Here is a 25,660-nt window from a genome sequence, read left to right on the forward strand (position 1 = left end):
GTCGGCGGCCACTGCCGCCGACACCGCCCGCCGATCGCCGTCATGCAGATCACGGACGACCTCACCGGGAAATCCCGCCACGCTCCCGGACGCCGAGGGCCCCGGCCGAGGCCGTGCCGACCGACTGGGAGGTCGCCACGCCCGGCACTCGAGCCTCTGACTGCGCGCGGCCGCCTTGATCGGCCCCATGGAGCCGACCACGGCCCGACCCTGACTCATGACAGGGCGCCGCCTTCGCCGAACAACGGCACCTCCTGGACGTCGACGTCCGCGCGGATGTGGCGGGGGGCGAGCCGGGTGCCACCCAGCTGGTAGCGGGGTTTCGGAATACCTCCGCGTCGGCGGGGAGGACCAGAGCCTTCAGGTCTTGCTTGGCCCTCAGGCCGGAACACCCCGTGTCGGCGTGGCGGACGCGCTGGCCGGGTGTACGGACAACTCCTGGGCGCAGCGGGACGCCGGTCATGGCGACGGCCGGGGCACGCCCGCCCGCCTGGCGGCCGAGGCTTGTCTGGAGCCCCGAGCGACGACGGTGTCCTCAGTTGCGCAGCATCACCACGAGCAGCACCACCAGGGTGATCTTCACCGCGCCGTACGGCCGCTCGCAGCGCCTGCTACGAGCGGCTCAGGCCGAGTCCATCGATCTGTACCGACCGTGTGTCCTGGGTGCGCAGGGTGAGCTTGCCGGACTTGATGCTGTTGAAGGTGGTGACGTCGAGTACGGCTTGTCGTTGTGTGGCTGGCGCACGCAGGCTGATCGTCTTGATCAGAGAGCTGTTCCCGTAGACAGCCACGGACCCGCAGCTAGGACAGCGGGTGGCGATCAGCGCGATGTGTTTGGTCTGCGCGTCCGCACGTGTCAGCGTGACCTTGGCCTTGCTGGTGACGGTGGCGGTGCCCGCGTAGTAGGCGCTGCCCGTGGTCCTGGACCAGCCGTTCGAGGAGGTCAGAGAGCGGTCGTCCATCGCGACGGCGGTGCAGCGCGGCGGGCTCCAGGCCGACGCGTTGCCGGCCTTGTCTCGGGCGCGGGCCCCCTCCGGCAGCCGCACCGACTCACCCGGCATCCGCCGAGGCGTCGTCCAACGCGCCCATCGCACCGAAGAACGCTCCTGCGGCTGCGCCCAGATGGGCGGCTTCGACGCTGCCGACTTCGCCCGTCGAGCCGACACCGCAGGCGGCGACGTCACCGCAGCCGTCCACCCATGGCTTGTCGAAACGGGACGCATCCGCGCCGACGCCCAGATCCTCCACCTCGAGATCCGCACCTGGCGTCCCCGGTAGCCCACCGCCGCTTGACGGTTCGGCGAAGCGACGCCCGAGCAGGTGCAGGGTGCATGGGAACCGTCGCCGTTGCGCAGGCGCGACGAGGACGATGTCGTCGTGACGCCGTCCCTCCAAGCGCGCCCCAGCCATCCACGAGCACGGTTGCTGACCGTGGACCGGCGAGGGCCTTGAATTTGAGGGAGCGGAGGCACACCGATGCGCCGATATCGCGAAGACAGCTCGGCGACGCTGCAGAGCTCGGATATAGGCATGCTCCAACGGTGGCCCCGACTCGCCGACTCCGGGGTCGACCAGGAGTTCCTGGCCTGGTTGGAGAGGCGGGTGCGGAAGATCTCGTGCTCGGTCGACCGAATTGCGCTGGCCGAGATGCGCTCCTGGCACCTGGATGCATCGACGGGGAACATCAAGCACAGCAGCGGCCGGTTCTTCACGATCGAGGGACTGCATACCCGTACGACCCACGGCACCGTCGCCGAGTGGAGCCAGCCGATCATCAGCCAGCCCGAGATCGGTATCCTCGGACTTCTGGTCCGGAAACACAACGGCACCCTGCAATGCCTGATACAGGCGAAGATGGAACCCGGCAACGCGAAGATGATGCAGTTGTCACCGACCGTCCAGGCGACTCGCAGCAACTACACCCGGGCGCACCACGGGAGCGCCACCCGTTATCTCGAGTACTTCACCGATCCGCAGGATCACACCGTCCTGGTCGACGTTCTGCAGTCCGAACAAGGTTCGTGGTTCCTGCGCAAACGCAATCGCAACATGATCGTCCTGGTCGAGGAGGACTTCGCAGTCGACGACGGCTACCGCTGGGTGGACGTCCGTGATCTGCGGCGGCTGCTGAGGGTCGAGCAGCTGATCAACATGGACACCCGGTCGGTGCTGTCGTGTCTGCCTGACGGGGAGCGTGGCGAGCCCGACACGACCCGCCTCCTGCGGTGGTTCACCGGGGTCAAGAGCAGGCACGAAGTCGCGACCCGGCGAGTTCCCCTGCGAGGCATCGAGGGATGGCGGTACGGGCCGGAGCGGATCACACACGATTCGGGGCTGTACTTCGACATCGTCGGTGTGTGCGTCACCGCGGCCGACCGGGAGGTCCTTGAGTGGGATCAGCCGATGCTCTCTCCCCGTGGGCAGGGCGTCGTGGCCTTCGTCGTCAAGAACTTCGACGGTGTCGCCCACCTGGCAGTGCGGGCCCGGTTCCAGGCAGGAGTGCTGGACGCCGCGGAACTGGGCCCGACCGTGCAGTGCACTCCCGCGAACTACCTACAGCACCCGCCGCGTTTCCTGGACTACGTCCTCGGCGCCAGTGCGGACCGCATCCTGTTCGACACCGTCCTCACCGAGGAGGGCGGTCGCTTCTACCACTCCGAAAACCGGTACATGCTCATCGAGGCCGACGAAGACTTTCCGGTGGCACTGCCGCCGGAGTTCTGCTGGGCAAGCGTCCACCAGCTCGAAGCCCTGTTGCGACACGGCTACTACGTCAACGTCGAGGCCCGCAGCCTGCTGGCCTGCCTCCAGGCCGTCAGGTGCGGCGCATGACCGGCGACATCGAGCAGCCGCCACTACGCTTCGGCGTGCTCGGTTGCGCCGATATCGCCGTGCGCAGAACCATTCCGGCCATCCTCGCCGCCCCCACCGCGCGGCTGGTCGCGCTGGCCTCCCGCACACCGCGCAAGGCCGAACACTACGCGGACCACTTCGGGGGAGTCGCTGCCTGTGACTATCACGACCTGCTCCGACGCGATGACATCGATGCCGTCTATGTTCCACTGCCGACCGGCCTGCACGCCGAATGGATCGAGTCGGCACTGGTCGCGGGCAAACACGTGCTGGCGGAAAAGCCACTGACTACCTGTCACCCCGACACCCTCGCCCTCACCGCGCTGGCGAACAGGCTCGGACTCACCCTGCAGGAGAATCTCACCGCTGCCCGGCACCGGCTGCACGCAGCCGTCTCTGAGCTGGTCGCGGCGGGAGAAATCGGTGAGGTGCGCGGTGTCGAGGCGTGTTTCGGTATTCCGCCGCTGCCCGCAACGGATGTGCGGTACGCCAGTGACCTGGGCGGCGGTGCGCTGTTGGACGTAGGTGTGTACCCGCTGTACGCCGCAACCCGGTTCCTGGGCGCCGGGCTCACCGTTGCGGGTGCCGTGTTGAAGACAGATCCGGCCCGGGGCGTCGATGTCGCGGGACACGCGCTGCTCTGTTCACCGTCCGGCCCAGCCGCTCACGTCACCTTCGGTTTCGAGCATGCCTATCGGTGCAGCTATCGGCTGTGGGGCAGCGAGGGTGTGGTGTCGGTCGACCGCGCGTACACGCCGCCACCGGGGTTCAGTCCGGTGATTCGCCTGGCACGCGCGGATCACGGGCGCGAGGTCGTCGTCCCTGCCGAAGACCAGTTCTTGACGACGATCTCCGAATTCGTCGCACAGACCCGGAATTCACAGATCCAGCGGTACGGCGAGAGCGACTTCCTGGAACAGGCCCAGCTCGTCGACGACGTTCGTGACAGGGCGCGCATATGTGCCATCAACGGGCGGACGTGAGCGACGTCGTGAGCGCGCCGCACCGCGGCGCGCCGTCGCAGGACCGTGGCAGCGGCCCACGGCGCTGCCGGCGTACTAACTCCCAGCCACGTCCACAGGCGGTTCGTCGGCGTGGGGCGGTGGCTCGGTGTCCACATGGCCCAGCCTGGGCTCCGGTGCCAGCGGGCTGAGGTGGAACACGGCAAGCGCCGACTCGCTGCCGTGGTTGACCAGCCGGTGCCTCGTACCGATCGGCACCATGATCGCTTCGTCGGCGGCGAGTTCGATGTCCCTGCCGTCCACGGTCGCGACCATACGGCCCCGGACCACGTAGAGGAACTCTTCGGAATAGGGGTGGTAGTGCTCGGAAACGTACTCGCCCGGTTCGAGCGTCACCGCCCCCATGAACCCCGATACCGAGCCGACAGTGCTCGGACTCAGTCCGACCCTGATCTCACCGCCCCGGCGACGATTCGGCGGCACATCGCTGAATCGGACCTTCTCCACCGCGGCACGGTTGGCCTGTGACACCGCAGCTCCTTCCGGTCGAGTCGCTCTGACGACTCAGCGTCGGACGGCCCGGTCGGACATCGCTGGGAGCGGACTGGGGGCCTCGCCGACCAACCGGACACCAGTGGTTCCGGAGTCCGGCGGCGGAAGATACCGCGAACGGCACCGACGGAGGCAGCAACGATGCGCGCGTTGTTCATCACTTGGCCCTGGGGCTCGCATCTGTATCCGATGACACCCTTCGGGTGGGCGCTGCGTGCGGCGGGACACGACGTGGTCGTCGCCGCGCAGCCCGCCTTCGCCTCGACGATCACCCAGGCTGGTCTGGTCGCGCTCCCGGTCGGCGAGGACGTCGACGTCAAGGGGCAGCTCCGCCGAGCACACCAGCACGACTCCCTGGACCGCACGGCGATCGAGCACCGGGGCGCGGCTGCCGTGCAGGCGGCAACCGACAGCGCGATCGCCATAGCCGAGGACACCTATCGATTCGCGGCACACTGGCGCCCGGACTTCGTCGTCTACGAGCCGATGGCATACCTCGGTCCCGGTATCGCGCGAGACCTGGCCATCCCCGCACTGCGCCTGCTCTGGGCGACGGACTTCCTCGCCTCGGTCACGGACTTCGGCCCGACCGGGGAAGAGCTCCTCGGCGGGCTGACGACCCGGCGGGAGCTGCAGGAGTCCAACGCGTTCGGCGACCTGACGCTGGACCCCTGCCCGCCGCAGCTGCAGATCGCCGCCGACCTGCCCCGGCAGGGCATGCGCTACGTCCCCTACAACGGCCCCGCTCAGCTGCCGCATCGACTGCGCACACCGCCGCAGCGACCGCGTGTCGTCGTCACCTGGGGCGGCTCGCTGCACCACCTCGGCTGGCAGCGGGCGTTCCTGGCACCCCGCATCGTGGCGGCGCTGGCCGGCCGCGACATCGAGGTGGTCGTCGCGGTACTCGACGAGCAACGCGACAGCTTCACTTGCCTGCCCGACAATGTCATCCACGTCGGCCCCGTCGCGCTGAACCTGCTGCTGCCGGGCTGCGCGGCGATCATCCACCAGGGCGGAGCCGGCACCACCATGACCGCGGTGAGCTACGGCGTCCCGCAACTGATCCTGGCCTGGGCGGCCGATGCCATCGTCAATGCCGGACAGGTGGAAGCCACCGGCAGCGGGCGCCGGTTGCGGCCTGACGACCTCGATGACGCCGGCCTGGCCGACGCACTCGAGGAGTTCCTCGGCGGTCTGGCCGGGCACCAGGAGTGCGCGGACGACTTGCTCCGGGCACACCTGGCGCTGCCCACACCGGCCGCGGTCACCACCCAGCTCGCGCACGACTTCCAGCACGCCACCGGCGTATGGACGAACTTCGGGAAGCAAACAGCCTCGAACCGACGGGAGAGTGGCGACCATGACGGAGAAGCCCGACGCCGACATTCCGTTGTTTCCGATGAGCAGGCCGGGGCCGTTTGAACTGCCGGCCGAGTACGCCCGGATGCTGGAACACTGTCCGGTCCGGCGGGCCAGGCTGGCCAACGACACCGCCGTGTGGCTGATTTCCCGCTACGAGGACATCCGCGCGGCCCTGACCGATCCCAGGATTCGCGCCGACCGGTCCGCTCCGGGGTTTCCCTTTCTCAACGCGGAAACCACCCATCTGCGCCAGGTCCGGGTCTTCTTCGGCATGGACTCGCCCGACCACGGACCGGCACGGCACATGTATCAGACGGAGTTCACCGCCCAACGCTGCGAAGCGATGCGGCCGTTCCTCAAGCACTGTGTCGACGAGCGCGTCGACCGCCTGATCGCGGCCGGACCTCCCGCGGACATGGCGCGCGCCCTGGCCTATCCGATACCCACGCTGGCGGTCGCCCGGGTTCTCGGCGTCCCGGAATCCGACTACGACGAGTTCGAGCGGATCGCGACGGCGACGATGACCAAGCGCGACGAGTCGCACTTCGCCGCGCTGTTCGCGTACATGCGTGACCTCGTCGACTATCGGGGAAGGGTGCCCGGAAACGACCTGACCAGCCGGGTTCTGCGAAAGCATGTGAAGCGTGGAAGCATTTCCACCCAGGATGTGCTGCACACCATCTTTATGATCATGACGGCCGGCATCGAGACGACGGCGGGCCTCGTGTCGCTGGGCATCGCGACGCTGTTGCAACATCCGGATCAACTGGCCGAGCTGCGCGCCGATCCGGCACTCATGGACGGAGCAGTCGACGAGCTGTTGCGGTACCTCTCCGTCGGCGAGCTGGCGTCGGTACGGATCGCGGGCGAGGACTTCACCATGCGCGGTGTGCACATCCAAGCGGGGGAGGGCATCGTGGCGTTGGGCGCGGCAGGCAATCGCGACCCGAGAGCCTATCCGGACCCCGACACCTTCGACATCCACCGGGACGCACGTCGGCACCTGGCCTTCGGCCACGGGCCGCACAAGTGCATCGGCTGGCGGCTGGCCCGACTGGAGCTGAACATCATCTTCTCCACGCTGATAGCGCGCCTGCCTGAGCTGCGGCTGGCCGGCGCCATCACCGATGACCTGCTGGACAACGAGGCCCTGGTGTTCGGGCTGCACGCCCTGGATGTGACGTGGCGAGATGGAAAGCAAGCTTGACACCCTGGGGGGTGACAAGTACGCTTTCCATATGCGGAACAAGGTCAAGGAGCTGCGCGCGGCGCGCGGGCTCTCCCAAGCGCAGCTCGGGGCGGCCGTCGGGGTCTCACGGCAGACCATCAACTCCATCGAGGCCGAGCGGTACACGCCGTCCTTGCCGCTTGCCTTGTCCTTGGCCAGGTTCTTCCAGAGCAACGTAGAGGAGATGTTCTATGCCGACGGGGACAAAGCCCATGACTAGGACCCCGGCCACGTGGTCCGTACCGGCGTTCTTCCTCGGTATCGGCGTGGTCTGCCTGGTGACTGCGTCGGTCGGCGGCCATGTCGGCATCGGGCTCGTGGTGTTCGGCGTCATGGCGCTGTGCAGCCTGACGTTACTGGTGCTGGCACACCGCAGTGAGGGCTACCGCGAGGCCGTCGCTCATCCGGACGAACGCTCCCACTCGATCAACTTGCGCGCCTGGGCCGGCGTGGGCGTGATCCTCACGGTGGGAAACCTGAGCGCCTTCATCGGCGAACTCGCATCCGGCCGCAGCGGCAATCCCTACTACTGGATGGTGATGGTGGCCGCGATCGGCTACATCGTGCTCATCCTGCTCTTCCGCCGGACCAGTTGAGCACCGCGTCAGCCGCACACTGAGGTGGTGATCCCCTCGGGACGTCCAAGGCCCTGGTACGGGCCGATGATCCATGCCGACGATCCTTACCCCGGCGGACTCTTCATCCTGCTCCTCACATTGATCGGCCCGGCCTATACGGCGATGGGCCTTCCAGCCGGGCTCGCGGTGCTCAACTCCGGTGCCCTCGGCCTCTTTGCGGCACTGTTCGCCGTGAGCCAGTGGATCACCCCCACGTATCCGCTCGTTATTCGGCTGTCGTGCTACGCGGGACTGACCGCACTGACGGCCTGGGGAGAGTGGGCGCTGGCACCGGGGTGGTGGGCGACCGCCGTGCTGACGGCGGTCGCGTGCGCGAATCTCCTCGTCCGCACGCGTGAGGCGGTCCTCGGCATAGCTGCCGTCACACTGCTGAGCCTGCTCTCGGGTGCTGCGCTGTCAGCGGCAGCGCTGGTCGCGGCCTCCGGCGCCATCGCCGTCCTGCGCGGCCGCCTCCTGCTGGAGGTCGCCCGGTCCCGGGCCAGCAGAAAGGCTTACGCCACAGCGGCGGTCGACAACGAGCGGCTGCGGTTCGCCAGGGATCTGCACGATCTGCTGGGCCACAGCCTGGTCACCATGATGGCGAAGGCAGAACTGGCGCAACGGCTGGCCGGCGTGGACCCGGCAGCGTCAGCGGCGGCTGCCAAGGATGTCCACGAAGTGGGACGGACCGCCATCCTCGAAGTGCAGCAGGCGATCACCGGCTACCGGTCGACGTCGTTGGCTGACGAGATCGACCAGGCGCACCGGAGTCTCGATCCCCTGTTCCACAGCGTCGTCGTGACCGTGCCGGACCGGAGATGGCCGGCCCAGGTCGATTCGGTACTGGCTTGGGGCGTACGGGAAGCGGTGACGAACGTCCTCCGGCATGCCGATGCCAGCGAGTGCGCGATCACCGTCGAGTCGACCGGACGATCGGTCCGGCTCGACGTCGTCAACGACGACCTGGGCGGCCGAACGGTCCAGACCGGCCGCTCGGGTGGCCATGGGTTGACCGGCCTGCGGGAACGCGCGCGGGAACTCGGTGGCGATCTGACGGCCCAGGTCCGGCAGGACGGCGGGTTCCGGCTGACCATGGAACTGCCGATCGCTGCGGACGAGCCGTCCTGATCCGGGTCCGCCGACCGGCACGGCACAGGAGAAAGCTCCTGGACAACTGGGTAGTTCCGCCTCTGTCCGGCTCTCGGTGCGACTGAAACGATCGATGACGGGCCGGCGGCACAACGGCCGCGGCGCGAGGGAACGGCACAGGGGAAGGGCACATGGCACACACAACGCAGTCTCGGCCACAAGTCGGCGGTCTGCTGACGATCATCCTGGAACTGGTCGTGTCCATCGCGGGGTACTACTGCCTGCGAGCATTCGGCATCGGCGTGATCTGGTCGCTGGCGATTCCCGGCATCGTGGTCGGTCTCATCGCGCTGGGCAGCACGATTCGCCGCAGGAAGCTCGATGCGACGGGGATACTCGTACTGCTCGAACTGGCGGCGACACTGGCGCTGTCGCTCAGCACAGGTGATGTGCGCATCGCGGCCTGCCGCCAGCCGTTGTACGTGCTGCTCGGCGGAGTGTTCTGTCTGTGCACCCTGCTCGCGGCCCGGCCTTTGACGGCGACCTTCATCGGGTCGGCGGCGACCTTCGGAGATCCCGTGCGGGCCAAGGCCTTCGAGCTGGCGTGGCAGGAGAGCCCCGACTACCGGCGTGCGCAACGAGCCATGACGTTCGCGGTCGGCTCCATCATGGTCATCGACTCCGGGTTACGGGTGCTGGTGATCTACCTCTTTCCCGCCTCGCGGATCGATCTGTCGCTGCTGCTGTCCAACGGCGCCGGCATCGTGATGTTCGTGCTGATCGGTTTCGTCGCAAGGGCCATGGTCATGCCGGCGCGGCGGATCGTGCTCGACTACGTCGACCGTCTCAAAGCCGAAGCCGAAGCCGAAGCCGAAGCCGGTCGGCCGTAGCGACCACCCCTCACCGTGCCGGGCGCTTCTTGAGTGGTCCTCGACCGGTTCGGTCCATGGTCGAGGGAACTACTCATGGATGGAGGTAACCGCTTGTGCGCGTTCTCGTTGTCACATGGGCTTGGCCCTCGCATCTGCAGCCCATGGTTCCGCTGAGCTGGGCGCTGCGGGCAGCCGGGCACGAACTGATCGTCGCAAGCACCGAGGGTCTTGTGCCGGCCATCCGGGACGCCGGGCTGCCCGCCGTGGTGCTCGGGCAGGAGCGCCCGGATGTGACGCGACGGATGACCGGATTCTATTTCGACTGGCTCGCGTCGTTGCCGGGGCCCGCGAGGGTCGAGGACGTCCGGAAGCTGGGCCCCCATGCCGTGGCGATGTACGTGGCGATGGCCGAAGCGACGATCGACGACACATTGAGATTCGCTCGGACCTGGCGGCCTGATCTGGTGGTCTACGATCCCACCACCTTCGTCGGCCCGCTGACCGCCGCCGCCGTGAACGTCCCTGCGGCACGCCACATTTGGGGGATGGACTACACCTCGGTGACCAGGCAATTCGAGCCGGAAGCACTCGGGAAACTGTGCTCGCGCATCGGGGTCGACCCCATGGACACCCTGGGCACGGTCACCCTGGATCCCTGTCCACCGTCGTTGCAGACCGAGCTTGACGTAGCCCGGTTGCCGATGCGTTTCGTGCCGTACAACGGTCCTGGCGTCCTCCAGCCATGGCACCTGGAGACGCCCACGCGACCGCGCATCGTCCTGCTGGCCAGCAGCATCGCCGAGCTCTACCGCGAAACGGACTCGGCTAAGGGACTGTTCGCCGCGGTGCTGCGGGGCCTGGCAGGGCTGAACGTCGAGGTTCTGGCGATCGCGGGGAGCCGGACGGACGCATTCCTCGAATCGCTGCCGGCCAACGTGCGGGTGATCGACCCGACCCCCCTGCATCTGCTGCTGCCGACGTGTGACCTGGTGATCCATCAGGGTGGCGGCGGGACCGTGATGACCTCGCTGGCCTACGGCGTGCCGCAGTTACTGCTGCCGATGTCGGTCGACCACGTCTGGAACGCCGGGCGGCTCACCCGCAGCGGTGCGGGAGACTGGCTGTCCGCGGAATCGGTCACCGCGGAGGCCGTCCGCGACCACGTCGAGCGGCTGCTGGAGGACCGGGGCCCGCGCGAGCAGGCACTGCGGTTGCGGGAAGAGATGGCGGCCCAGCCGTCCGCGGCGCAGGTGGTGGACTCGCTTGAGCGTCTCGTGGCGGAGCGGGGCGTCGGGAACGGACCGGCTCTGCTTCACCGGTGAGTGGCGAACGCTTCACCAGTGGGTGGCCAGCGACGGACTGCCCCGGTCCGGGACAGTCCACCCTTCCGCTTTCCGTCTGTCAGCCAAGCGGTTTGCGCAACGTGACGAACTGGCTGAGGACGGGATAGTTCCAGCTGGGAAAGAACTCGTCGATCCGGTCCGCGATGCGCTGCGGGTCGAACTCCGGGAATCCGCACAGCTCGGCGGGGTCGCCGCATTCGACCGTCAGGTTGTTTCGCGACAACAGGGCATGCACGTCGGTGTTTCGTCCCCAGGCGTTCTTGTCAAGCAGCCCGAAAGGTTTGACGTCGAGGAACAGGTCGATGCTCAGCACGATCAGCCCGCCCGGTGCCAGGAGGTGGCACATGGTGTCGACCATCAGCTCGGCCTCGTCCTGGTCCACGTGTTCGAGAACCGAGAGGGAGAAGATCCGGTCGAAGGAGTTCGCCTCGAAGTCGGCGTCCTGCAAGCGTTCGCTGACCAGCGTGACGTCCACGTCGAACATCGAGGTGAACCAACCGTGGATCTCCGCATGCGCGTCGTTGGTCTTCTCGACCCCGACCGACCACTTCTCGTCCTCCGACGGATCGACGTTGACGACCTTGCACCCTTGCTTTGCCAGAACGACCTGGAACCCGCTGAGCCATCCGCCGACGTCCAGCACCCGCATTCCCGGCTGCGGATCGGCGGTGAAGTAAGCCCAGGGATACTCCATGGTCCTGGTGTGGCTGGTCGGCTGGAAACCGAAGGGACCATAACGTTCCGGGTTCTTGGCGCTGAACCTCTGCAGACTCACCTGCGAGTGGTCGACGTGGAAACCGTAGGGTGCCCCCCAGCGCTTGTTCCACTCCCGGTATTCGGGCGGGATGTCCTTCTTCGCGAGCATGCCGGATTCCTCTCGTGCCGTTCGGGTCAGCATTGCCCCGCCGCCTCAAGGACCGGTGGGAATGCGGTGGGGCGGGGCTCCGGCAAGGGGCCAGCGGTTCTCCCAGGTGTTCGCGAGCAGTCCGGCCGACCATGGGGCGATGCGCGCCTTGTTCATCACCTGGGCCTGGAACACTCACTTCTACCCCATGGTCCCGCTCGGCCACGCACTGCGGGCGGCAGGCCACGAGGTCATGGTCGCCAGCCAGCCCTCGTTCACCAGCACCATCACCGACGCGGGCCTGGCCGCCCTGCCGGTCGGCCCCGACATCGACATGCAGGGCCGCGTCACAGCGGCGTACCGCAATTGGCGCCCGACCGCGCCTGCCCATGGTGCCAAGGGCACATCCAAGGCCCCACGCGGCCGGAGAACCTACCAACTCGCCGCGGACTGCGCCGAGGCGATGGCCGACGAGGCGATGGACTTCGCGCACTCCTGGCAACCGGATGTCGTCGTGTACGAGCCGATGGCGCTGTTGGGGCCGCTGATGGCCGCCCACCTGGGCGTCCCCGCAATGCGGCTGCTGTGGGGAATAGACTTCTCGCGCGCGATCACCCTGCTCGGCGACGAGCTCTTCGGCGGCCTGGCCGAACGGCTGGGCGTGGACGAGTTCGCCCCGCTGGGGGATGTGACGCTGGATTCGTGCCCACCCCGGCTGCAGGTCCCCGCCGATGACGTCACCCGCCAGCCGCTGCGCTACGTCCCCTACAACGGCCCAGCCCGGCTGCCCGCTGTGCTGCACCGTCGGCCCGACCGGCCACGCATCGCCGTCACCTGGGGCAAGACCCTGCTTCCCATCGGCCTGCACGACGGCACCCTCGGCCCCCGTATCGTCCGCGCACTCGGCCGCCACGACGTCGACGTCGTCGTCGCCACCTCCGCCGACCAACGTCAGCACTACACCGCGCTGCCCGACAACGTGAGCCATGTCGGGCCCGTCCCGCTGGACCTCCTGCTGCCCGGTTGCGCCGCCATCATCCACCACGGCGGCGGAGGTACCACCATGACCGCGATGAGTCACGGCGTCCCCCAACTGCTCCTCCCCTGGATCCCCGACGGTGTGGTCACCGCCCGGCAACTCCAGGCCACCGGCAGCGGACGTCACCTCCCACCGCAGGACCTCGACGACACCGCACTCACCGACGCACTCGAGGCATTCCTCGCAGACCTGCCCACCTACCAGGACCACGCCGGCCGACTGGGCAGGGAGAACCGGGCCCTGCCCACCCCCTCTGAGGTCGCCACCCTGCTCGCCGCACGGCTCAGCGGCCGCACAGGTCCATGGGCCCAAGTCCGTTCCCAGCCATGCACGAGTCGTTCCCCAGCCCGCTGCCGGAACATGACCATGGACCGAATAAGTGGAGGCACACGCTGATGCGCGCACTGTTCATCACTTGGCCGTGGAATTCTCACTTCTATCCGATGGCACCGCTGGGCTGGGCACTGCGCGCCGCGGGGCACGATGTGATGGTTGCCAGTCAGCCGTCCTTCGCGCCCACGATCACCGGAGCCGGGCTGCCCGCGCTGCCCGTGGGCCCCGACCTCGACATCGTCGGTCAGCTGTCGGAAATGTACCGTGGCTGGCGCCCGGAGAACGACCGGGCCGTCGTCGAGAACAGCCCACACCGAAAGAACGGCATCGTCTCGCTGTACCGGATCGCGGAGTCCGCGGAGGCCATGGCAGAGGAGGCAACGGACTTCGCCCGGCAGTGGCGGCCGGACTTCGTCGTCTTCGAGCCGATGGCCTTCCTGGGGCCGGTTCTCGCCAGTGCGCTCGGGGTTCCCTCGATGCGCCTGCTGTGGGCCACCGACTCGTCCGCGAAAATCGCGCGCATCCAGGACGAGATGCTGGGCGGCCTCGCCCAGCGGATCGGGGCGGACCGGGTGAACCTGGTCGGCGACCTGACGCTGGACCCGTGCCCACCGCGGCTGCGCCGGGTCGACCCCAGGGTGACCGGCACGTCCATGCGTTACATCCCCTACAACGGTCCCGCTGAGCTGCCGCTGTGGTTGCGCACCCCGCCCAGCCGGCCGCGCATCCTCGTCACCTGGGGCGGGTCGTTGTTCCAGTACGGCTGGAACGAGGGCATTCTCGCTCCTCGCGTCGTGCGTGCCCTCGCGGACCAGGACGTGGAGGTCGTCGTCGCGGTGCACGGGGAGTACCGCGAGATGTTCACCGACCTGCCCGCGAACGTCGTGCACGTCGGACCGGTCGCGCTGCATCTGCTGCTGCCCAGCTGCGCGGCCATCGTGCACCAGGGCGGCGCGGGCACCACGATGACGGCCGTGAGCTCTGGTACGCCGCAGTTCGTCGTGCCCTGGTGGCCCGACGCCATCGTCAACGCCAGGCAGGTCGAAGCCACCGGCAGCGGACGCCACCTGTGGCCGGTCGACCTTGAGGACGCCACCCTGAAAGAGGCGCTCTGCCAGTTCGTCGCCGATCTACCCGACTACCAGAACGCCGCCACGCGACTACAGGACGAGCATCTCGCTCTGCCTACGCCGGCCGAGGTCGTCACCCAGATCGAGCGGGACTCAGCGGCAGGCACGGGCCTGTGGGCGGCCAGGAAACCTGCGTAATCCAAAGGGCGCGAGGGAGTTCAGATGAAGGCTCGTCCGCTGACCCTACCGGGCGCGTTCGAGGTGATACCCGACCGGCATCGCGACAAGCGGGGTGTCTTCCTCGAATGGTTCCGCGCCGACTGGCTGCGCGAGGCCACGGGACACACGTTGAACGTAGCCCAGGTCAACCTGTCGGTCTCCACACTGGGTGCGATCCGTGGCCTGCACCTGACCAGGACGCCACCGGGACAGGCCAAGTACGTCTCCTGCATGAGCGGCGCGATCGTCGATGTCCTGGTGGACCTGCGGCTCGGCTCGCCGACGTTCGGACAGCACGAAAGTGTTCGACTGGACGCGACGGAACAGCACAGCGTGTATGTGCCCGAGGGTTTCGGGCACGGGTTCTGCGCCCTCACCGAGGGCGCCACCGTCTCCTACCTGTGTTCCACCTCGTACGCTCCCGAGATCGAGTACGTGCTGAACCCGCTGGATCCCGAACTCGGCATCACCTGGCCGGTCGCCGATCCGATCCCGTCGGACATCGCGGCCCAGGGCCGCGGACTCCGCGAGTGCCTGGACGAACAGCTCCTGCCGACCTATGACGAATGCCGGGCTCTTGCCCAGGCGCACCCGGGCCGGCCGACGTGACCCCACCGCAGCCGCGCGCGCTCGTGCTGGGTGGTACCGGCTACCTGGGTCGTCGGCTGTGTACGGCACTGGACGCCGCAGGCTGGTCCGTGCTCGCCGTAGGGCGCCGGTCAGTACCGGTCACCGCAGCCCGGCTGCTGGTGGCGGATCTCACCAGTGCGGACATCTCTGACGTGCTGGCCGAGGCGCAGCCGAGCCTGGTGGTCAACGCCGCCGGCGGGGTATGGCAACTGAGCGAACCCGAACTGATCGACTCCAATGCCGTGCTGGTCGACCGGCTGGTGGCCGCGCTCGCGAAACATCCCCGAGCGGTACGTCTCATTCAGCTGGGTTCGGCCAAGGAGTACGGCACCGGACCGGCCGGCGTCGCGATCGCCGAAGACGCCGTCGCACGGCCCGTGAGCACCTACGGCAAAAGCAAGTTGTCGGCGACCCGAGCGGTGCTTGCGGCCACGCGGCGAGGCGAACTGGAGGGTGTGATCCTGCGCCTGCCGACCACGATCGGGCCGGGCAGTCCCCAGGTGAGCCTGCTCGGTACGGTTTCCGCGGCACTGGCCGCCGCGGTGCGGGAGAACCGGCCCGCGGTGCTGCGGCTGTACCGGCTGACGGCCCATCAGGACTTCCTGGCGCTGGACGACCTGGCCCGTGGCGTCCTGGCGGCGGCGCAGAGCAGGCAGGCGGTGGGCCGGATCATCAACCTCGGCTACGGGGAGGCGATCTCCGTGCGATCACTGGTCGAGACGCTGGTGGCTGTCAGCGGTTGGCCGACACAGATCCGCGACGATGCGCCGCCGTCGGGAACCGACCGGATCGAATGGCAGCGCCTCGACATCTCGACGGCCGCCGAGTTGCTCGGCTGGACGCCTCGGCAACAACTGCGCGACGCGCTCACCGAGGTGTGGTCCGCGGTGAATCCTCAGCGCGACGCCGACGTCGCCCCCGACTCCGCGGACCGTCGGGCGACGCGTTCCAAGTAGACGCCCGCAGTCGGGCACGTGCCCCGCCGCGGGCCACCGCGGGCCACCGCGGCCCGAGCGCGGCTGCCACGCGAGAACCGGCTGTGCCTGCTCCGTCATGACCTTTGACGCTCACTCTGGGATACCGGCATGCCTATCGACCGGTCCCTCAGCGGTATTCGAGAAGGCCGTCCTAACGTTCGTTGCATGAAGGCTCTCGTTTTGTCCGGTGGCTCGGGCACGCGTCTGTGGCCCCTGACGCATACCTCGCCCAAACAACTGGTACCGGTGGCCAACAAACCGGTTCTCTACTATGCCCTTGAGGATGTCGCACGAGCTGGGATCACCGAGGTGGGGATCGTGGTCGGGGAGACCGCCTTCGAGATCCAGGAAGCGGTGGGCGACGGTTCCAAGTTCGGTCTGCAGGTGACCTACCTGCCGCAGGAAAAGCCGCTGGGACTCGCGCACGCGGTCCTCATCGCCCGGGAATACCTCGGCGACGACGACTTCGTCATGTATCTGGGTGACAGTTTCGCCGTCGGCGGGGCCGCGTGCCTCGTGCGTGAGTTCCGCGCCGACCCGACCGACGCGCGGGTCCTGCTCACCCAGGTGCCGGACCCGACCGTCTTCGGCGTGGCCGAAGTGGCCGACGACGGGCGGATCCTGGCCCTGGAGGAGAAGCCGGCGCGGCCCAAGAGCGACATGGCCGTGGTCGGCGTGTACCTCTTCACGCCCGTCGTGCACGAGGCGGTGCGAGCCGTCGAGCCGTCCTGGCGCGGCGAGCTGGAGATCACCGACGCCATCCAGCGGCTGATCGACACCCGGCATGAGGTCCGGTCGACGCGTTTTCACGGCTACTGGAAGGACACCGGCGACGCCTCCGGCGTCCTGGAGGCCAACCGGTCGGTGCTGGAGAACGTCGAGCCGCGGACCGAGGGCACGGTGGACGCGGACAGCGAGGTGATCGGCCGGGTCAGAATCGAGGCCGGCGCACAGGTACTTGGCTCCCGCGTGGTCGGCCCGGCCGTGATCGGCTGCAACACGGTCATCAGCAATTCGTACGTCGGCCCCTACACCTCCATAGCGGAGGACTGCCGGGTGCAGGACACCGAGATCGAGTACTCCATCGTGCTGCGCGAGGCCCGCCTGGACGGTGTGGGCCGGCTCCGGGCATCCCTCATCGGCCGCAACGCGAGCGTGACCCCCGCCGCGCGCAAGCCGTTCAGCAACCGGCTGATCCTCGGCGATCACAGCGAGGTGCAGATCTCTCCATGAGCATACGGAGGAAGGCGATGAGCGGCGGTGCCGTCGGCACTGATGGCGGTGCGGCGTGAGGGGGACGCTGCGCACCGTACGCGGTCTGGTGAGCGACTACTGCCTGCGGCCACTGTGGCGCTGCCTGATGACGTACGGATCACTCCACGTCACACCTGTCCCCCCCGACCCGTTCGATTTCTGCATCGTCGAACAGTTCGTGTACGTCACCACTTCTTGGCTCGCCCCGGTCCGCTACGCCTCGCACCAGCCCGCGAGGCTGGCCGGGCCGCGGGCCGGCCACCCCGAGCGCGTGAGGCCTGACGTGCCGCTGACGGAGCGGGAACGGCTGCTCGACCTTGAGGTCTGGTCAGCGCAGCGCCCGCACCGGACCCAGCCGCCCCGGGGGTCGCAGCGCCGCCGGGGCAGGTCCGCCCGGTAGCCTGGACGGTAGGGGACAGGCGTGAGGGAGAGCGGACGTTCGTGATCAATGTGGCGATCGTCGAGGACCAGGCGATGTTACGTTCGGCTATCGCAGCTCTGCTGGAACTGGAGCCCGACATCAGGGTCGTGGCCCAGCTCGGCCGGGGGGACACGGCGGTGGAGACCCTCGCGGATACCGGATGCGACGTTCTCCTGCTGGACGTCGAGATGCCCGGTGTCAGCGGTCTGGACGTCGCCGAGGCGCTCAAGCAGCATTCCCACCCACCGCTGGTGATGATGCTGACGACATTCCAGCGGCCCGGGTACGTGCGGCGGGCGCTGGAGGCGGGAGCACGCGCCTACATCACGAAGGACTCGCCGGTGGGAGAGATCGCCGCCGCCATCCGACGGGTGGCCGCAGGCGAACTCCTCTTCTCCGGCCAGCAGGTGCGGCTGGCCATGGAGTCGGGCGACAGCCCGCTGAGCAAGCGGGAAGGTGACGTGCTGCGTGCCGCCCAGTTCCACGACACCCTGGCCGACATCGCGGAGTACCTGCATCTGTCGGTGAGCACCGTCAGTAACTACATCACCGCGGCGATCGCGAAGACCGCCTCCCGCAACCGGGGCCAGGCCATCAGGATCGCGCGCGACCGCGGCTGGTTGTAGCGGGCGGCACTCGCGCTGTCCTTCACCAGTCCTCGACCGGCGCGGTCCATCGTGAGGGACCTGAGAGAAGGGGTTCCTCACATGCGTGTGCCCGCTGTCACCCGCCCCATGCGCACCGCCCGCTCTGGCGACCGGGCGCGCGAACTGCGCCTCGTCGAGGCCGGGGAGCGGCGGTGAAACGGACTCTGGGGAGCCTGGCCGTCCTGGGCGGCGCGCCGGCGTTCGACACTCCCGTCGTCTTCGGGCGGCCCAACATCGGTTCACGCAAGGCGTTCTACGACCGGCTGGACACGGTTCTCGACAGCAGATGGCTCTCCAACGGCGGCGTCCTGTGCGAGGAGTTCGAACGGCGCGTCGCCCAGGAGGCCGGCACCCCGTACTGCATCGCCACGTGCAACGCCACCTCCGCCCTTCAACTCGCTTTGCGGGCACGGGGCGTGACAGGCGAGGTGATCATGCCGGCATTCACCTTCGCCGCGACCGCACACGCCCTGTCATGGATCGGGCTGACCCCAGTCCTGTGCGACGTCGACCCCGACGACGGCTCGCTGCTGCTGTCGGAGGCCGAAGCCCTCATCGGCCCGGACACCACGGCCATCCTGGGCGTCCACATCTGGGGTCGGCCCAGCCGGCTGGACGAACTGACCACGCTGGCCCGGCGCCACGGTCTCGCCCTGATCTTCGACTCCGCGCACGCCTTCGGGTGCGGCTGGAACGGGCGGCGCATAGGCGGCTTCGGCGACGCCGAGGTGTTCAGCTTCCACGCCACGAAGTTCATCAATTCCTTCGAGGGCGGTGCGCTGGTCACAGCCGACGGGGAACTGGCCCGCCGGGCCCGACGGATGCGGAACTTCGGCATCGCCGGGCATGACGACGTCGTCTCGGTGGGCACCAACGCCAAGCTGCACGAGGCCAGCGCCGCCATGGGCCTGACGTCCCTGGACGACATGGACCACTTCGTACGCAGCAACCGGGAGAACTACCGGCGCTACCGGGACGAGCTCGCCGGCACGCCGGGACTGCGGCTGCTGGAGGTCGACGAGCGCGAAGCCAACAACTACCAGTACGTCGTGCTCGACGTGGACGCCGCACGCACCGGACTGGACCGCGACGACCTGTTGGCGGTCCTGGCGGCTGAAAACGTCTTCGCCCGCCGCTACTTCTATCCGGGCTGCCACCGCATGGACCCCTACCGCACCCACCGCCCGTTCCCGGGTACCGACAGCATCGCCGCCCGCGTCATGGTGCTGCCCACCGGGGAATGCGTCACCGCTGATGACATCACCGCGGTGTGCGCGATCATCCGGTTCGCGGTGGAGCGGGGCCACGAGGTCACCCGGTGCCTGCGCCGGGCCGCCTGACCACGTGGGCTCGTACGGCACCCCGAGTCGGCCCGGACGGTAACCAGGACGTCTCGGGAACCGGTAGAAGCCACGTGCAGGAGCCGACGCCGACACATGTCCAGCGGCTCTGGAGCCCCGGGCACTGTACTGGCCTTCCGGTATGGCCGAGCTCGCGCCAATGGAAAGCCAAGGAAAAAGGGGGGCGCACCAGATGCCCGGACTCGCATCCCGCGGGAAGCCCATCACCATACGCCGGGCAGTGGTGATCGGAGCGGGCGGATTCATCGGCAGGGAGCTCAGCGCGGTGCTGCACCAGACGGGCATCGACACCGCGTGTTTCACCAGGAAGGCCGCCTTCATGCCGCCCGTCGGGCTCGCGCACTGCCTGCTCACCGCGGACGTCGTCTTCTACCTCGCCAGCAGCATCAACCCGCTGCTCGGGGAACAGCACCCCGAAAGGGCCCAGGCGGACCACCGGCTGTTCGCGGAACTGCTCTGCCGACTGGCCCAGATGCAGGATCCGCCAACGGTGATGCTGACCAGTTCCGGCGGCACGGTGTATGACCCGGACGTCCGCCCGCCGTTCTCGGAAGTCTCGCCGACCCGCGCCACGGCCTCCTACGGCGCCGCCAAACTAGCGTTGGAGGAGGAGCTGTCCGCGTATTGCGGCACCATCCCGGGCATCATCCTGCGCCTGTCGAACGTCTACGGTCCCCGACAGCGCGCGACGGCCGGGCAGGGCGTCCTGGCCCACTGGCTGCGCGCGGTGCACGAGGGCACACCGCTGAGGATCATCGGCGACCCGGCAAGCACCCGGGACTACGTGTACATCGACGACGTCGTCGACTGTATGCACCGGCTTCTGCACGTCGACCGGAGCGGGCTCCTGGCCACCTGGGGAAACCCACTGGTCCTCAACGTCGGCTCAGGACGGCCCACCTCCCTCGCCGAACTGGCCGACGTCGTACGGAGGGTGGTGGACCGTCCCCTGGTTTTCGAACACCTACCGTCCCGCGGCCTCGACCGCGCTCAGGTCTGGCTGGACGTGCGGCGGGCCCGTACCGCGATCGGCTGGCAGGCGCGGACGTCCCTGACCGACGGCGTCAGGGAGGCGTGGCGTGCGGCCGTCCCCGCGGCTGCAGGGTGATCAGGAACCGTTGACGACGCTCCAGCCGGGCGCCGGGGCGCCGTCACCTCGCCCCGGCCCCCGGGCGCTCATGACGGTCCAGGCTGCTCGGCAGCGCGCTCGGCGACGGTGGCCAGTGCGCGCACCGTCGGGTTGTCATAGATCTCGACGACCGGGACGCGGACGCCGCAGTCGTCGGACAGGAGAGCGGCAGCCCGGATCGCCATGACCGAAGTCCCGCCCAGGGAGAAGAAGTTGTCGTCGACCCCTACGTCCTGCCGCTCCAGCACCTGCGACCACACCCGGACGACAGCGTCCTGCCACGGTGTCAGCGGGCGGACGTCCCCGGTGGCTGCCCGCGCGGACCGCGGACCGGGCCGGTCCGCGTCCCGCGTCCCGGTGCCCCGTCCCGGGACGTAACCCAGCAGCAGGTAGGGCTCGCCCGCGTCGAGCGCGAGCTCGAACAGGTCGACTGCCTCGTCCCGGTCCATGGTCCGAAAGCCCCGGCGGCGGACCGCCACGTCGAGCTCGGCGGCCTTCCGGCTCATACCGAGGCCCGACCACACGCTCCACGCCTGGGCGTGCGCCGATGCGGACCCGGGCCGGCGCGGGCCGCGGGCGAAGGCGTCGACGCCTGTGCAGGCCGCCGCGTAGGAGCCGAACGGGGAGGCACCGAAGGCGCCGTTGAGCGAGGAGAACAGCACCAGCGTGCACGAGGGGCGCCGGGCCGCCAGTCGCGCGGCGGCCCAGGCGGTCAGGAACTTGTTCCGCAGGACGGAGCGGAACGTGTCCACCGGCTCGTTCGCCACCACATGCCCCTCCGGCTCCAGCCAGTTGCTGCCCACGTCCTGCGACGCGAGGTGCAGCACCAGCCCCACCGTGCCGCCCCACCGGGACTCCGTCTCGGTGACGGCCCCCTCGAGGGCCGCCTCGTCACCGGCGTCGCAGCACACATAGTGCACGCGGCCCCGCTCCGCCAGCGCGGTCAGACGCCGCGCGCGCTCTCCGGCGCCGCCCACGCACACCGGGGTGCGTCCCACCAGCACCAGGTCCATGCCGTACCGGCCCTGGAGGTGCCGCGCGAGCTCGTACCCCACATCGCTCAAACCACCGGTGATCAGTGCCGTCGCGCCGGTGCGCAACGCGGACGGGGCGCCGCGGCCAGCCGGAGCCGGCGCCTGCACGGGGACCTTGCGGGGCACGTACCGGGTGCCGTCCCGATAGGCGGCGACGGCCTCGCCGTCGGCGCTACGAGCCTCGCCGGCCAGGGTGTCCAGGACGGTGGCGGGGGTCTCGGCCGTGCCGAAGTCCACCTGCCGCACGTCGAGCCGGACGCCCTCCGTCCGTGCCGTCCTGACCAGTCCGGTCACGGTCGCCGCCAGCGGGTTCACCGGTTCGTCCGCGCGGACCGCGCATGCGTGGCGCGTCACGATGAGAAACCGTTCAGGAGGTGCCGGGGCACGCTGCGCGGACTGCAGGGCGACCAGCAGCGAGGCGGGGCCGCCTCCGTCGAGGACCTCGGGCCCCGGTGTCCGGGGCAGCGTGGTGTCCGGGCCGGGCAGCCAGGTGTAGACCGCCGTCCGGGGACGCAGGCCGTGACGGTCCAGGGCGGTGTGCACAGCCGCGTGCGAGGCGGGGTCGTCCGGGTCGATCTCGTAGCGCAGCGGGGTCAGTTCACGGAAGGCGGGGCCGCGTGAGACGACGACGCTGCCGGGCGGCGCGATTCGCGCGTCCTCCGCGTCGCCGAACAGCAGCAGCGCCTCTGGCTGCGTCCCCTGGAGCGGTGGCGCGGGGGTGGGGTCCCAGATCTCCGTGCACATCCAGGATGCCGGGTCCTCGGAACGGGCGTACTCCTTGGCGAGCCGCTTCCGCTGGATCTTGCCGATCGCCGTCTTCGGGAAGGACTCCGCCGGGATCAACACCACGTCGTCGGGCATGAAACCGAACTGACGTCCCGTCACCTCACGTACGGAGGCGACGAGTTCCTGCGACGTCGCGGTGGCGGCACAGGTGCGGGCCGCGAAGACGACGGTGCGGCGCTGTCCGCGGTGGGTGTGCACCCCGCACACCGCGACGAAGCCGGGCCTGAGGTCGGGGACCGACTCCAGTGCCGCCTCGATGTCGTGGACGGGGACGTTGACACCGTTGACGACGATGGCGTCGGTTCCCCGCCCCACGAGGGTCAGCTCGCCCTCGTGGACGAACGCCCGGTCCCCGGTGCGGAACCAGCCGTCGGCGGTGAACGCCTGCCGGTTCGCCTCCACGTTGCCCACGTAACCGCGAAACAGCGTGGACCCGCTGATCTCCAGGTCGCCCACCCGGTCGCACGGCAGCACCTGGCCGTCCTCGCCGGTGATGCGGACCGTGACGCCCGGCAGGGGGACGCCCGTGACGGTGAGGGCAAGCGACCTCGGCAGGCCGGGGCGGACGAAGGCCAGTGCACCATCGAGGGAGGCCGCGTCCACATGCACCATGCCCACGGCGGTGTCGGCGGCGTCCAGGCGCGAGTAGACCACCCCGGAACCCGTCTCCGACATGCCCCAACTCGGGTGCACGGCGTCCGTGTGAAGACCGTGCCCGGCCAGCCGGGCGGCGAACTCCTGGGCGGTCGCGCCGACGACGGCCTCGCCACCGTTGAGCACGTGCCGCAGCGCGCGCAGGTCCCAGCTGCGCCCGGTGCCCCGGCGCAGCTCGCTGTTGACGAGGCCGTACGCGAAGTTGGGCGCCCAGGTCATCGTGGCGCGGTGCGCGCTGAGCAGGTCGAGCCAGGCCAGCGGGTCCCCGAGGATGAGGCGGGTGTCCACGTCGACGTAGTCACACCCCAAGAACGCGGACTGCAGGCACCACATGACCAGACCGCCGATGTGGTCGAGCGGCATCCAGTTCAGCGCGACCTCGTCGGGCCCGAACCCGTTGTGCCGGGCCGCGGCCCAGGCACGGTGGGCCAGCGCCCGGTGGGTCAGCGGCACGCATTTCGCCACGCCGGTGCTGCCCGACGTCAGCAAGTGCACCGCGACGTCGTCCGGGCACCGCTGCACGGCCCCACCGGGCTGCGGCTCGGCCGCCTGGCTGCCGGACGGGGGCAGCGCTCGCAGGTCGAGGCGGCGGATGGCGGCGTCCTCGTCGGCCCAGTCCTCGTCGACGACGACCAACGGCCCGCGGAACAGCTCGCACACGCCCCCCAGCCGGCCCCGGTCGGCCTCCCCGGAGGGGCCCGCCGCCGGCGGCGCGATCGGGGTCGGTACCGCTCCTTCGAGCACACACGCCCAGAACGCGGTGAGGAATCGCATGCTGTCGCGGACCGCGAGCACGACCGGCTCACCGGGACCGACGCCCGCCGCGCGCAGCGCCGACCGCGCCGGGCCCGCGGCACGGGCCAAATCACCGTAGGTGACCGCCAGTTCCTCGCCGCCTGCGTCGACGGTGGTGACGGTGCGGCCACCGTCCGCCGCACGCAGCAGCGCGGCGCTCAGAGTGGCCGGCCAGTCGGTGGGCGGCTCGGCCGCTTCCCCGCTCAGGACCGCCTGCGGTGGTGCGCTTACCACGTGACCTCCAGCCTCTTCAGCCCGAAGAGCACGGCCTCGTAGTCGACCGCGTCGTGGGGGATGCGTTGCGCGAGCCGCAGACCGGGCAGGCGCTCCAGCAAGGTGGTCAGGACGACGGTCAGCTCCAGCCGCGCGACCCGCGCCCCGATGCAGGCATGGGGGCCATGACCGAAGGCCAGGTGCCGACCGGGGGAGCGGTGGACGTCGAAGCGCTCCGGGTCCTCGAACACCCTCGGGTCCCTGTTGCCCGCGGCGCCCAGCAGCACCACGCCGTCGCCGGCCCGGATCGTCGTCCCGCGCAGTTCGATGTCCTCGGCCGCGATCCGCACGGCGGCGAGCTCACCGACCGACAGAAACCTCAGCAGTTCCTCGACCGCCTGGGGTACCAACTCCGGATGCCGGCGTACCGCGGTGAGCTGCTCCGGATGGTGCAGCAGTGTCAGGACACCCAGCGAGATCATGTGCGCGGTCGTCTCGTAGCCCGCCAGCAGGATGACGAACACCGTGGCCAGCATGGACCACATTTCGAGCTGACCGGCCGCGACGTACTCCCGGAGCACTCTGCCGATCATGCCGGCGCCGGCCGAAGCGGGCGATGCGGCTGCGTCGTCGGCGATCTCCCTGACGAAGTTGAACAGTTCCTCGAACGCCTCGGTGCCACGATGGGTGAGCGCGGCCACCGACAACTGCTCCAGCCGGGGCAGTGCGCCCTCCGGCGCGCCGAGGATCCGGCCGATCGTGAGCGCGGGCACGGGCATCGCCAGCGATGTCACCAGGTCGGCCGGCGGCCCTTGCGCGACCATCCGGTCCAGGTGCCCATCGACGCAACTCTGCACGAACGGCCGCAGCTCATCGACCTGCCTGGGCAGGAACTCCGACAGGAACATGCGGCGGTGCGCCAGATGGTCCGGCGCGTCCATGCCGAGAAACACCGGCACGGTGGCGAGCTGGGCGGTCTCGCTGTCGAGGGAGGGAAAACCAGGCCGCGACCGGTCCGAACTGAGCCGGGCGTCGCCCAGCAGGGTCCGGATGTCCTCGTAGCGGGACACCAGCCACACCAGGGAGCCGCCGGCCAGACGCGCCCGCCGTACCGGCGCGTGCTCGCGCATCTCGGCGTAGGCGGCCGGCAGCCCGAACGGGCAGGGCCGGCGCATCGGGAACAGCGGCACGCCTGCGGGCACGGCCTCCACCGGGCACCTGCCACCGGCCGCGGGGCTTTCTCCGCGTCCATCGGGGGCGTCCATGCGCCGACCTCCGTTCTCCTCAGGTGGCGCCGCCGACGCTGGTGCGCGGCCGTCGGAGCGGATTCGTGCCCGCATCGAGTTGCTGATCGAGGGACAGGACAGCGATGCTGG

24 protein-coding genes are annotated in these 25,660 nt (G+C 69.3%); 18 read left to right on the forward strand and 6 right to left on the reverse strand.

From position 1 onward, the window contains the following. Positions 1 to 611 precede the first annotated feature (611 nt). Entirely contained in the window at positions 612 to 962 is a 351-nt protein-coding gene (locus AB0B40_RS26515) for a hypothetical protein (RefSeq protein WP_345058214.1), read from the reverse strand. Positions 963 to 1,050: 88 nt separating this feature from the next. Beyond that, positions 1,051 to 1,248, reverse strand: coding sequence for a hypothetical protein (locus AB0B40_RS26520; protein ID WP_345058212.1), 198 nt, complete (start codon positions 1,246 to 1,248; stop codon positions 1,051 to 1,053). Between the two features lie 282 nt (positions 1,249 to 1,530). Here AB0B40_RS26520 and AB0B40_RS26525 point away from each other — a divergent pair, with 282 nt between their 5' ends. Beyond that, positions 1,531 to 2,832, forward strand: a complete 1,302-nt coding sequence (locus AB0B40_RS26525; RefSeq protein WP_362265927.1) for an NDP-hexose 2,3-dehydratase family protein — start codon at positions 1,531 to 1,533, stop codon at positions 2,830 to 2,832. After that, positions 2,829 to 3,836 (forward strand): Gfo/Idh/MocA family oxidoreductase, encoded by a 1,008-nt coding sequence (locus tag AB0B40_RS26530; protein WP_362265929.1) that lies wholly within the window; start codon positions 2,829 to 2,831, stop codon positions 3,834 to 3,836. The genes AB0B40_RS26525 and AB0B40_RS26530 overlap by 4 nt, the downstream gene beginning before the upstream one ends. A 75-nt stretch (positions 3,837 to 3,911) precedes the next feature. Here the strand turns inward: AB0B40_RS26530 and AB0B40_RS26535 are convergent, their stop codons facing one another. Next, positions 3,912 to 4,346 carry a cupin domain-containing protein gene (locus AB0B40_RS26535; RefSeq protein WP_345058206.1) on the reverse strand — a complete coding sequence of 145 codons (435 nt, stop codon included), beginning with the start codon at positions 4,344 to 4,346 and terminating at the stop codon, positions 3,912 to 3,914. 162 nt (positions 4,347 to 4,508) lie between these two features. Between AB0B40_RS26535 and AB0B40_RS26540 the strand changes: the two genes are divergently transcribed. From AB0B40_RS26540 to AB0B40_RS26570, 7 genes are all read left to right on the forward strand, one after another. Beyond that, positions 4,509 to 5,789 (forward strand): nucleotide disphospho-sugar-binding domain-containing protein, encoded by a 1,281-nt coding sequence (locus AB0B40_RS26540; protein WP_362265931.1) that lies wholly within the window; start codon positions 4,509 to 4,511, stop codon positions 5,787 to 5,789. Next, the gene (locus AB0B40_RS26545) at positions 5,728 to 6,936 is read left to right on the forward strand and encodes a cytochrome P450 (protein WP_362265933.1); all 1,209 of its coding nucleotides are present in this window, start codon (positions 5,728 to 5,730) and stop codon (positions 6,934 to 6,936) included. The genes AB0B40_RS26540 and AB0B40_RS26545 overlap by 62 nt, the downstream gene beginning before the upstream one ends. Before the next feature lie 31 nt (positions 6,937 to 6,967). Next, on the forward strand, positions 6,968 to 7,177 hold the full coding sequence (locus AB0B40_RS26550; protein ID WP_345058200.1) for a helix-turn-helix transcriptional regulator: 210 nt from the start codon (positions 6,968 to 6,970) through the stop codon (positions 7,175 to 7,177). Next, positions 7,170 to 7,553 carry a hypothetical protein gene (locus AB0B40_RS26555; RefSeq protein ID WP_345058198.1) on the forward strand — a complete coding sequence of 128 codons (384 nt, stop codon included), beginning with the start codon at positions 7,170 to 7,172 and terminating at the stop codon, positions 7,551 to 7,553. Before AB0B40_RS26550 ends, AB0B40_RS26555 begins: the two co-directional genes overlap by 8 nt. A 66-nt stretch (positions 7,554 to 7,619) precedes the next feature. Next, positions 7,620 to 8,702 (forward strand): histidine kinase, encoded by a 1,083-nt coding sequence (locus AB0B40_RS26560; RefSeq protein ID WP_345058196.1) that lies wholly within the window; start codon positions 7,620 to 7,622, stop codon positions 8,700 to 8,702. A gap of 152 nt (positions 8,703 to 8,854) precedes the next feature. Then, positions 8,855 to 9,553: a VC0807 family protein gene (locus AB0B40_RS26565; protein WP_345058194.1), complete on the forward strand. Its 699-nt coding sequence runs from the start codon at positions 8,855 to 8,857 to the stop codon at positions 9,551 to 9,553. A gap of 143 nt (positions 9,554 to 9,696) precedes the next feature. Next, entirely contained in the window at positions 9,697 to 10,857 is a 1,161-nt protein-coding gene (locus AB0B40_RS26570) for a nucleotide disphospho-sugar-binding domain-containing protein (protein WP_362265936.1), read from the forward strand. A gap of 79 nt (positions 10,858 to 10,936) precedes the next feature. Here the strand turns inward: AB0B40_RS26570 and AB0B40_RS26575 are convergent, their stop codons facing one another. Then, the gene (locus AB0B40_RS26575) at positions 10,937 to 11,743 is read right to left on the reverse strand and encodes a class I SAM-dependent methyltransferase (RefSeq protein WP_345058190.1); all 807 of its coding nucleotides are present in this window, start codon (positions 11,741 to 11,743) and stop codon (positions 10,937 to 10,939) included. A 139-nt stretch (positions 11,744 to 11,882) separates the two neighbouring features. On the opposite strand from AB0B40_RS26575, the gene AB0B40_RS26580 reads away from it, so the two are divergent. The 9 genes from AB0B40_RS26580 (at position 11,883) to AB0B40_RS26620 (ending at position 20,781) form a co-directional block, all read left to right on the forward strand. Further along, positions 11,883 to 13,157: a glycosyltransferase gene (locus AB0B40_RS26580; RefSeq protein ID WP_345058188.1), complete on the forward strand. Its 1,275-nt coding sequence runs from the start codon at positions 11,883 to 11,885 to the stop codon at positions 13,155 to 13,157. Further along, on the forward strand, positions 13,157 to 14,362 hold the full coding sequence (locus tag AB0B40_RS26585) for a nucleotide disphospho-sugar-binding domain-containing protein (protein ID WP_345058186.1): 1,206 nt from the start codon (positions 13,157 to 13,159) through the stop codon (positions 14,360 to 14,362). Before AB0B40_RS26580 ends, AB0B40_RS26585 begins: the two co-directional genes overlap by 1 nt. Before the next feature lie 24 nt (positions 14,363 to 14,386). Further along, positions 14,387 to 14,992, forward strand: a complete 606-nt coding sequence (locus AB0B40_RS26590; protein WP_345058184.1) for a dTDP-4-dehydrorhamnose 3,5-epimerase family protein — start codon at positions 14,387 to 14,389, stop codon at positions 14,990 to 14,992. Then, positions 14,989 to 15,969, forward strand: coding sequence for an NAD(P)-dependent oxidoreductase (locus AB0B40_RS26595; RefSeq protein ID WP_345058182.1), 981 nt, complete (start codon positions 14,989 to 14,991; stop codon positions 15,967 to 15,969). Before AB0B40_RS26590 ends, AB0B40_RS26595 begins: the two co-directional genes overlap by 4 nt. 186 nt (positions 15,970 to 16,155) lie before the next feature. After that, on the forward strand, positions 16,156 to 17,223 hold the full coding sequence (locus AB0B40_RS26600) for a glucose-1-phosphate thymidylyltransferase (RefSeq protein ID WP_345058180.1): 1,068 nt from the start codon (positions 16,156 to 16,158) through the stop codon (positions 17,221 to 17,223). Positions 17,224 to 17,278: 55 nt separating this feature from the next. Then, positions 17,279 to 17,644, forward strand: a complete 366-nt coding sequence (locus tag AB0B40_RS26605) for a DUF6059 family protein (protein WP_345058178.1) — start codon at positions 17,279 to 17,281, stop codon at positions 17,642 to 17,644. A gap of 41 nt (positions 17,645 to 17,685) precedes the next feature. Next, positions 17,686 to 18,291 carry a response regulator transcription factor gene (locus AB0B40_RS26610; protein WP_345058176.1) on the forward strand — a complete coding sequence of 202 codons (606 nt, stop codon included), beginning with the start codon at positions 17,686 to 17,688 and terminating at the stop codon, positions 18,289 to 18,291. Positions 18,292 to 18,464: 173 nt separating this feature from the next. After that, positions 18,465 to 19,652 carry a DegT/DnrJ/EryC1/StrS family aminotransferase gene (locus tag AB0B40_RS26615; protein ID WP_345058174.1) on the forward strand — a complete coding sequence of 396 codons (1,188 nt, stop codon included), beginning with the start codon at positions 18,465 to 18,467 and terminating at the stop codon, positions 19,650 to 19,652. A 193-nt stretch (positions 19,653 to 19,845) separates the two neighbouring features. After that, on the forward strand, positions 19,846 to 20,781 hold the full coding sequence (locus tag AB0B40_RS26620) for an NAD-dependent epimerase/dehydratase family protein (RefSeq protein ID WP_362265940.1): 936 nt from the start codon (positions 19,846 to 19,848) through the stop codon (positions 20,779 to 20,781). Positions 20,782 to 20,849: 68 nt separating this feature from the next. On the opposite strand, the gene AB0B40_RS26625 is transcribed toward AB0B40_RS26620, so the two are convergent. Further along, entirely contained in the window at positions 20,850 to 24,305 is a 3,456-nt protein-coding gene (locus AB0B40_RS26625; RefSeq protein WP_362265942.1) for an SDR family NAD(P)-dependent oxidoreductase, read from the reverse strand. Next, a complete protein-coding gene (locus AB0B40_RS26630) occupies positions 24,299 to 25,549 on the reverse strand; it encodes a cytochrome P450 (protein WP_345058168.1) in 1,251 nt (416 codons plus the stop codon). Before AB0B40_RS26630 ends, AB0B40_RS26625 begins: the two co-directional genes overlap by 7 nt. Positions 25,550 to 25,660 lie beyond the last annotated feature (111 nt).

The sequence above is a fragment of the Streptomyces sp. NPDC042638 genome (assembly GCF_040647235.1).
Taxonomy (GTDB): Bacteria; Actinomycetota; Actinomycetes; order Streptomycetales; family Streptomycetaceae; genus Streptomyces; species Streptomyces rameus.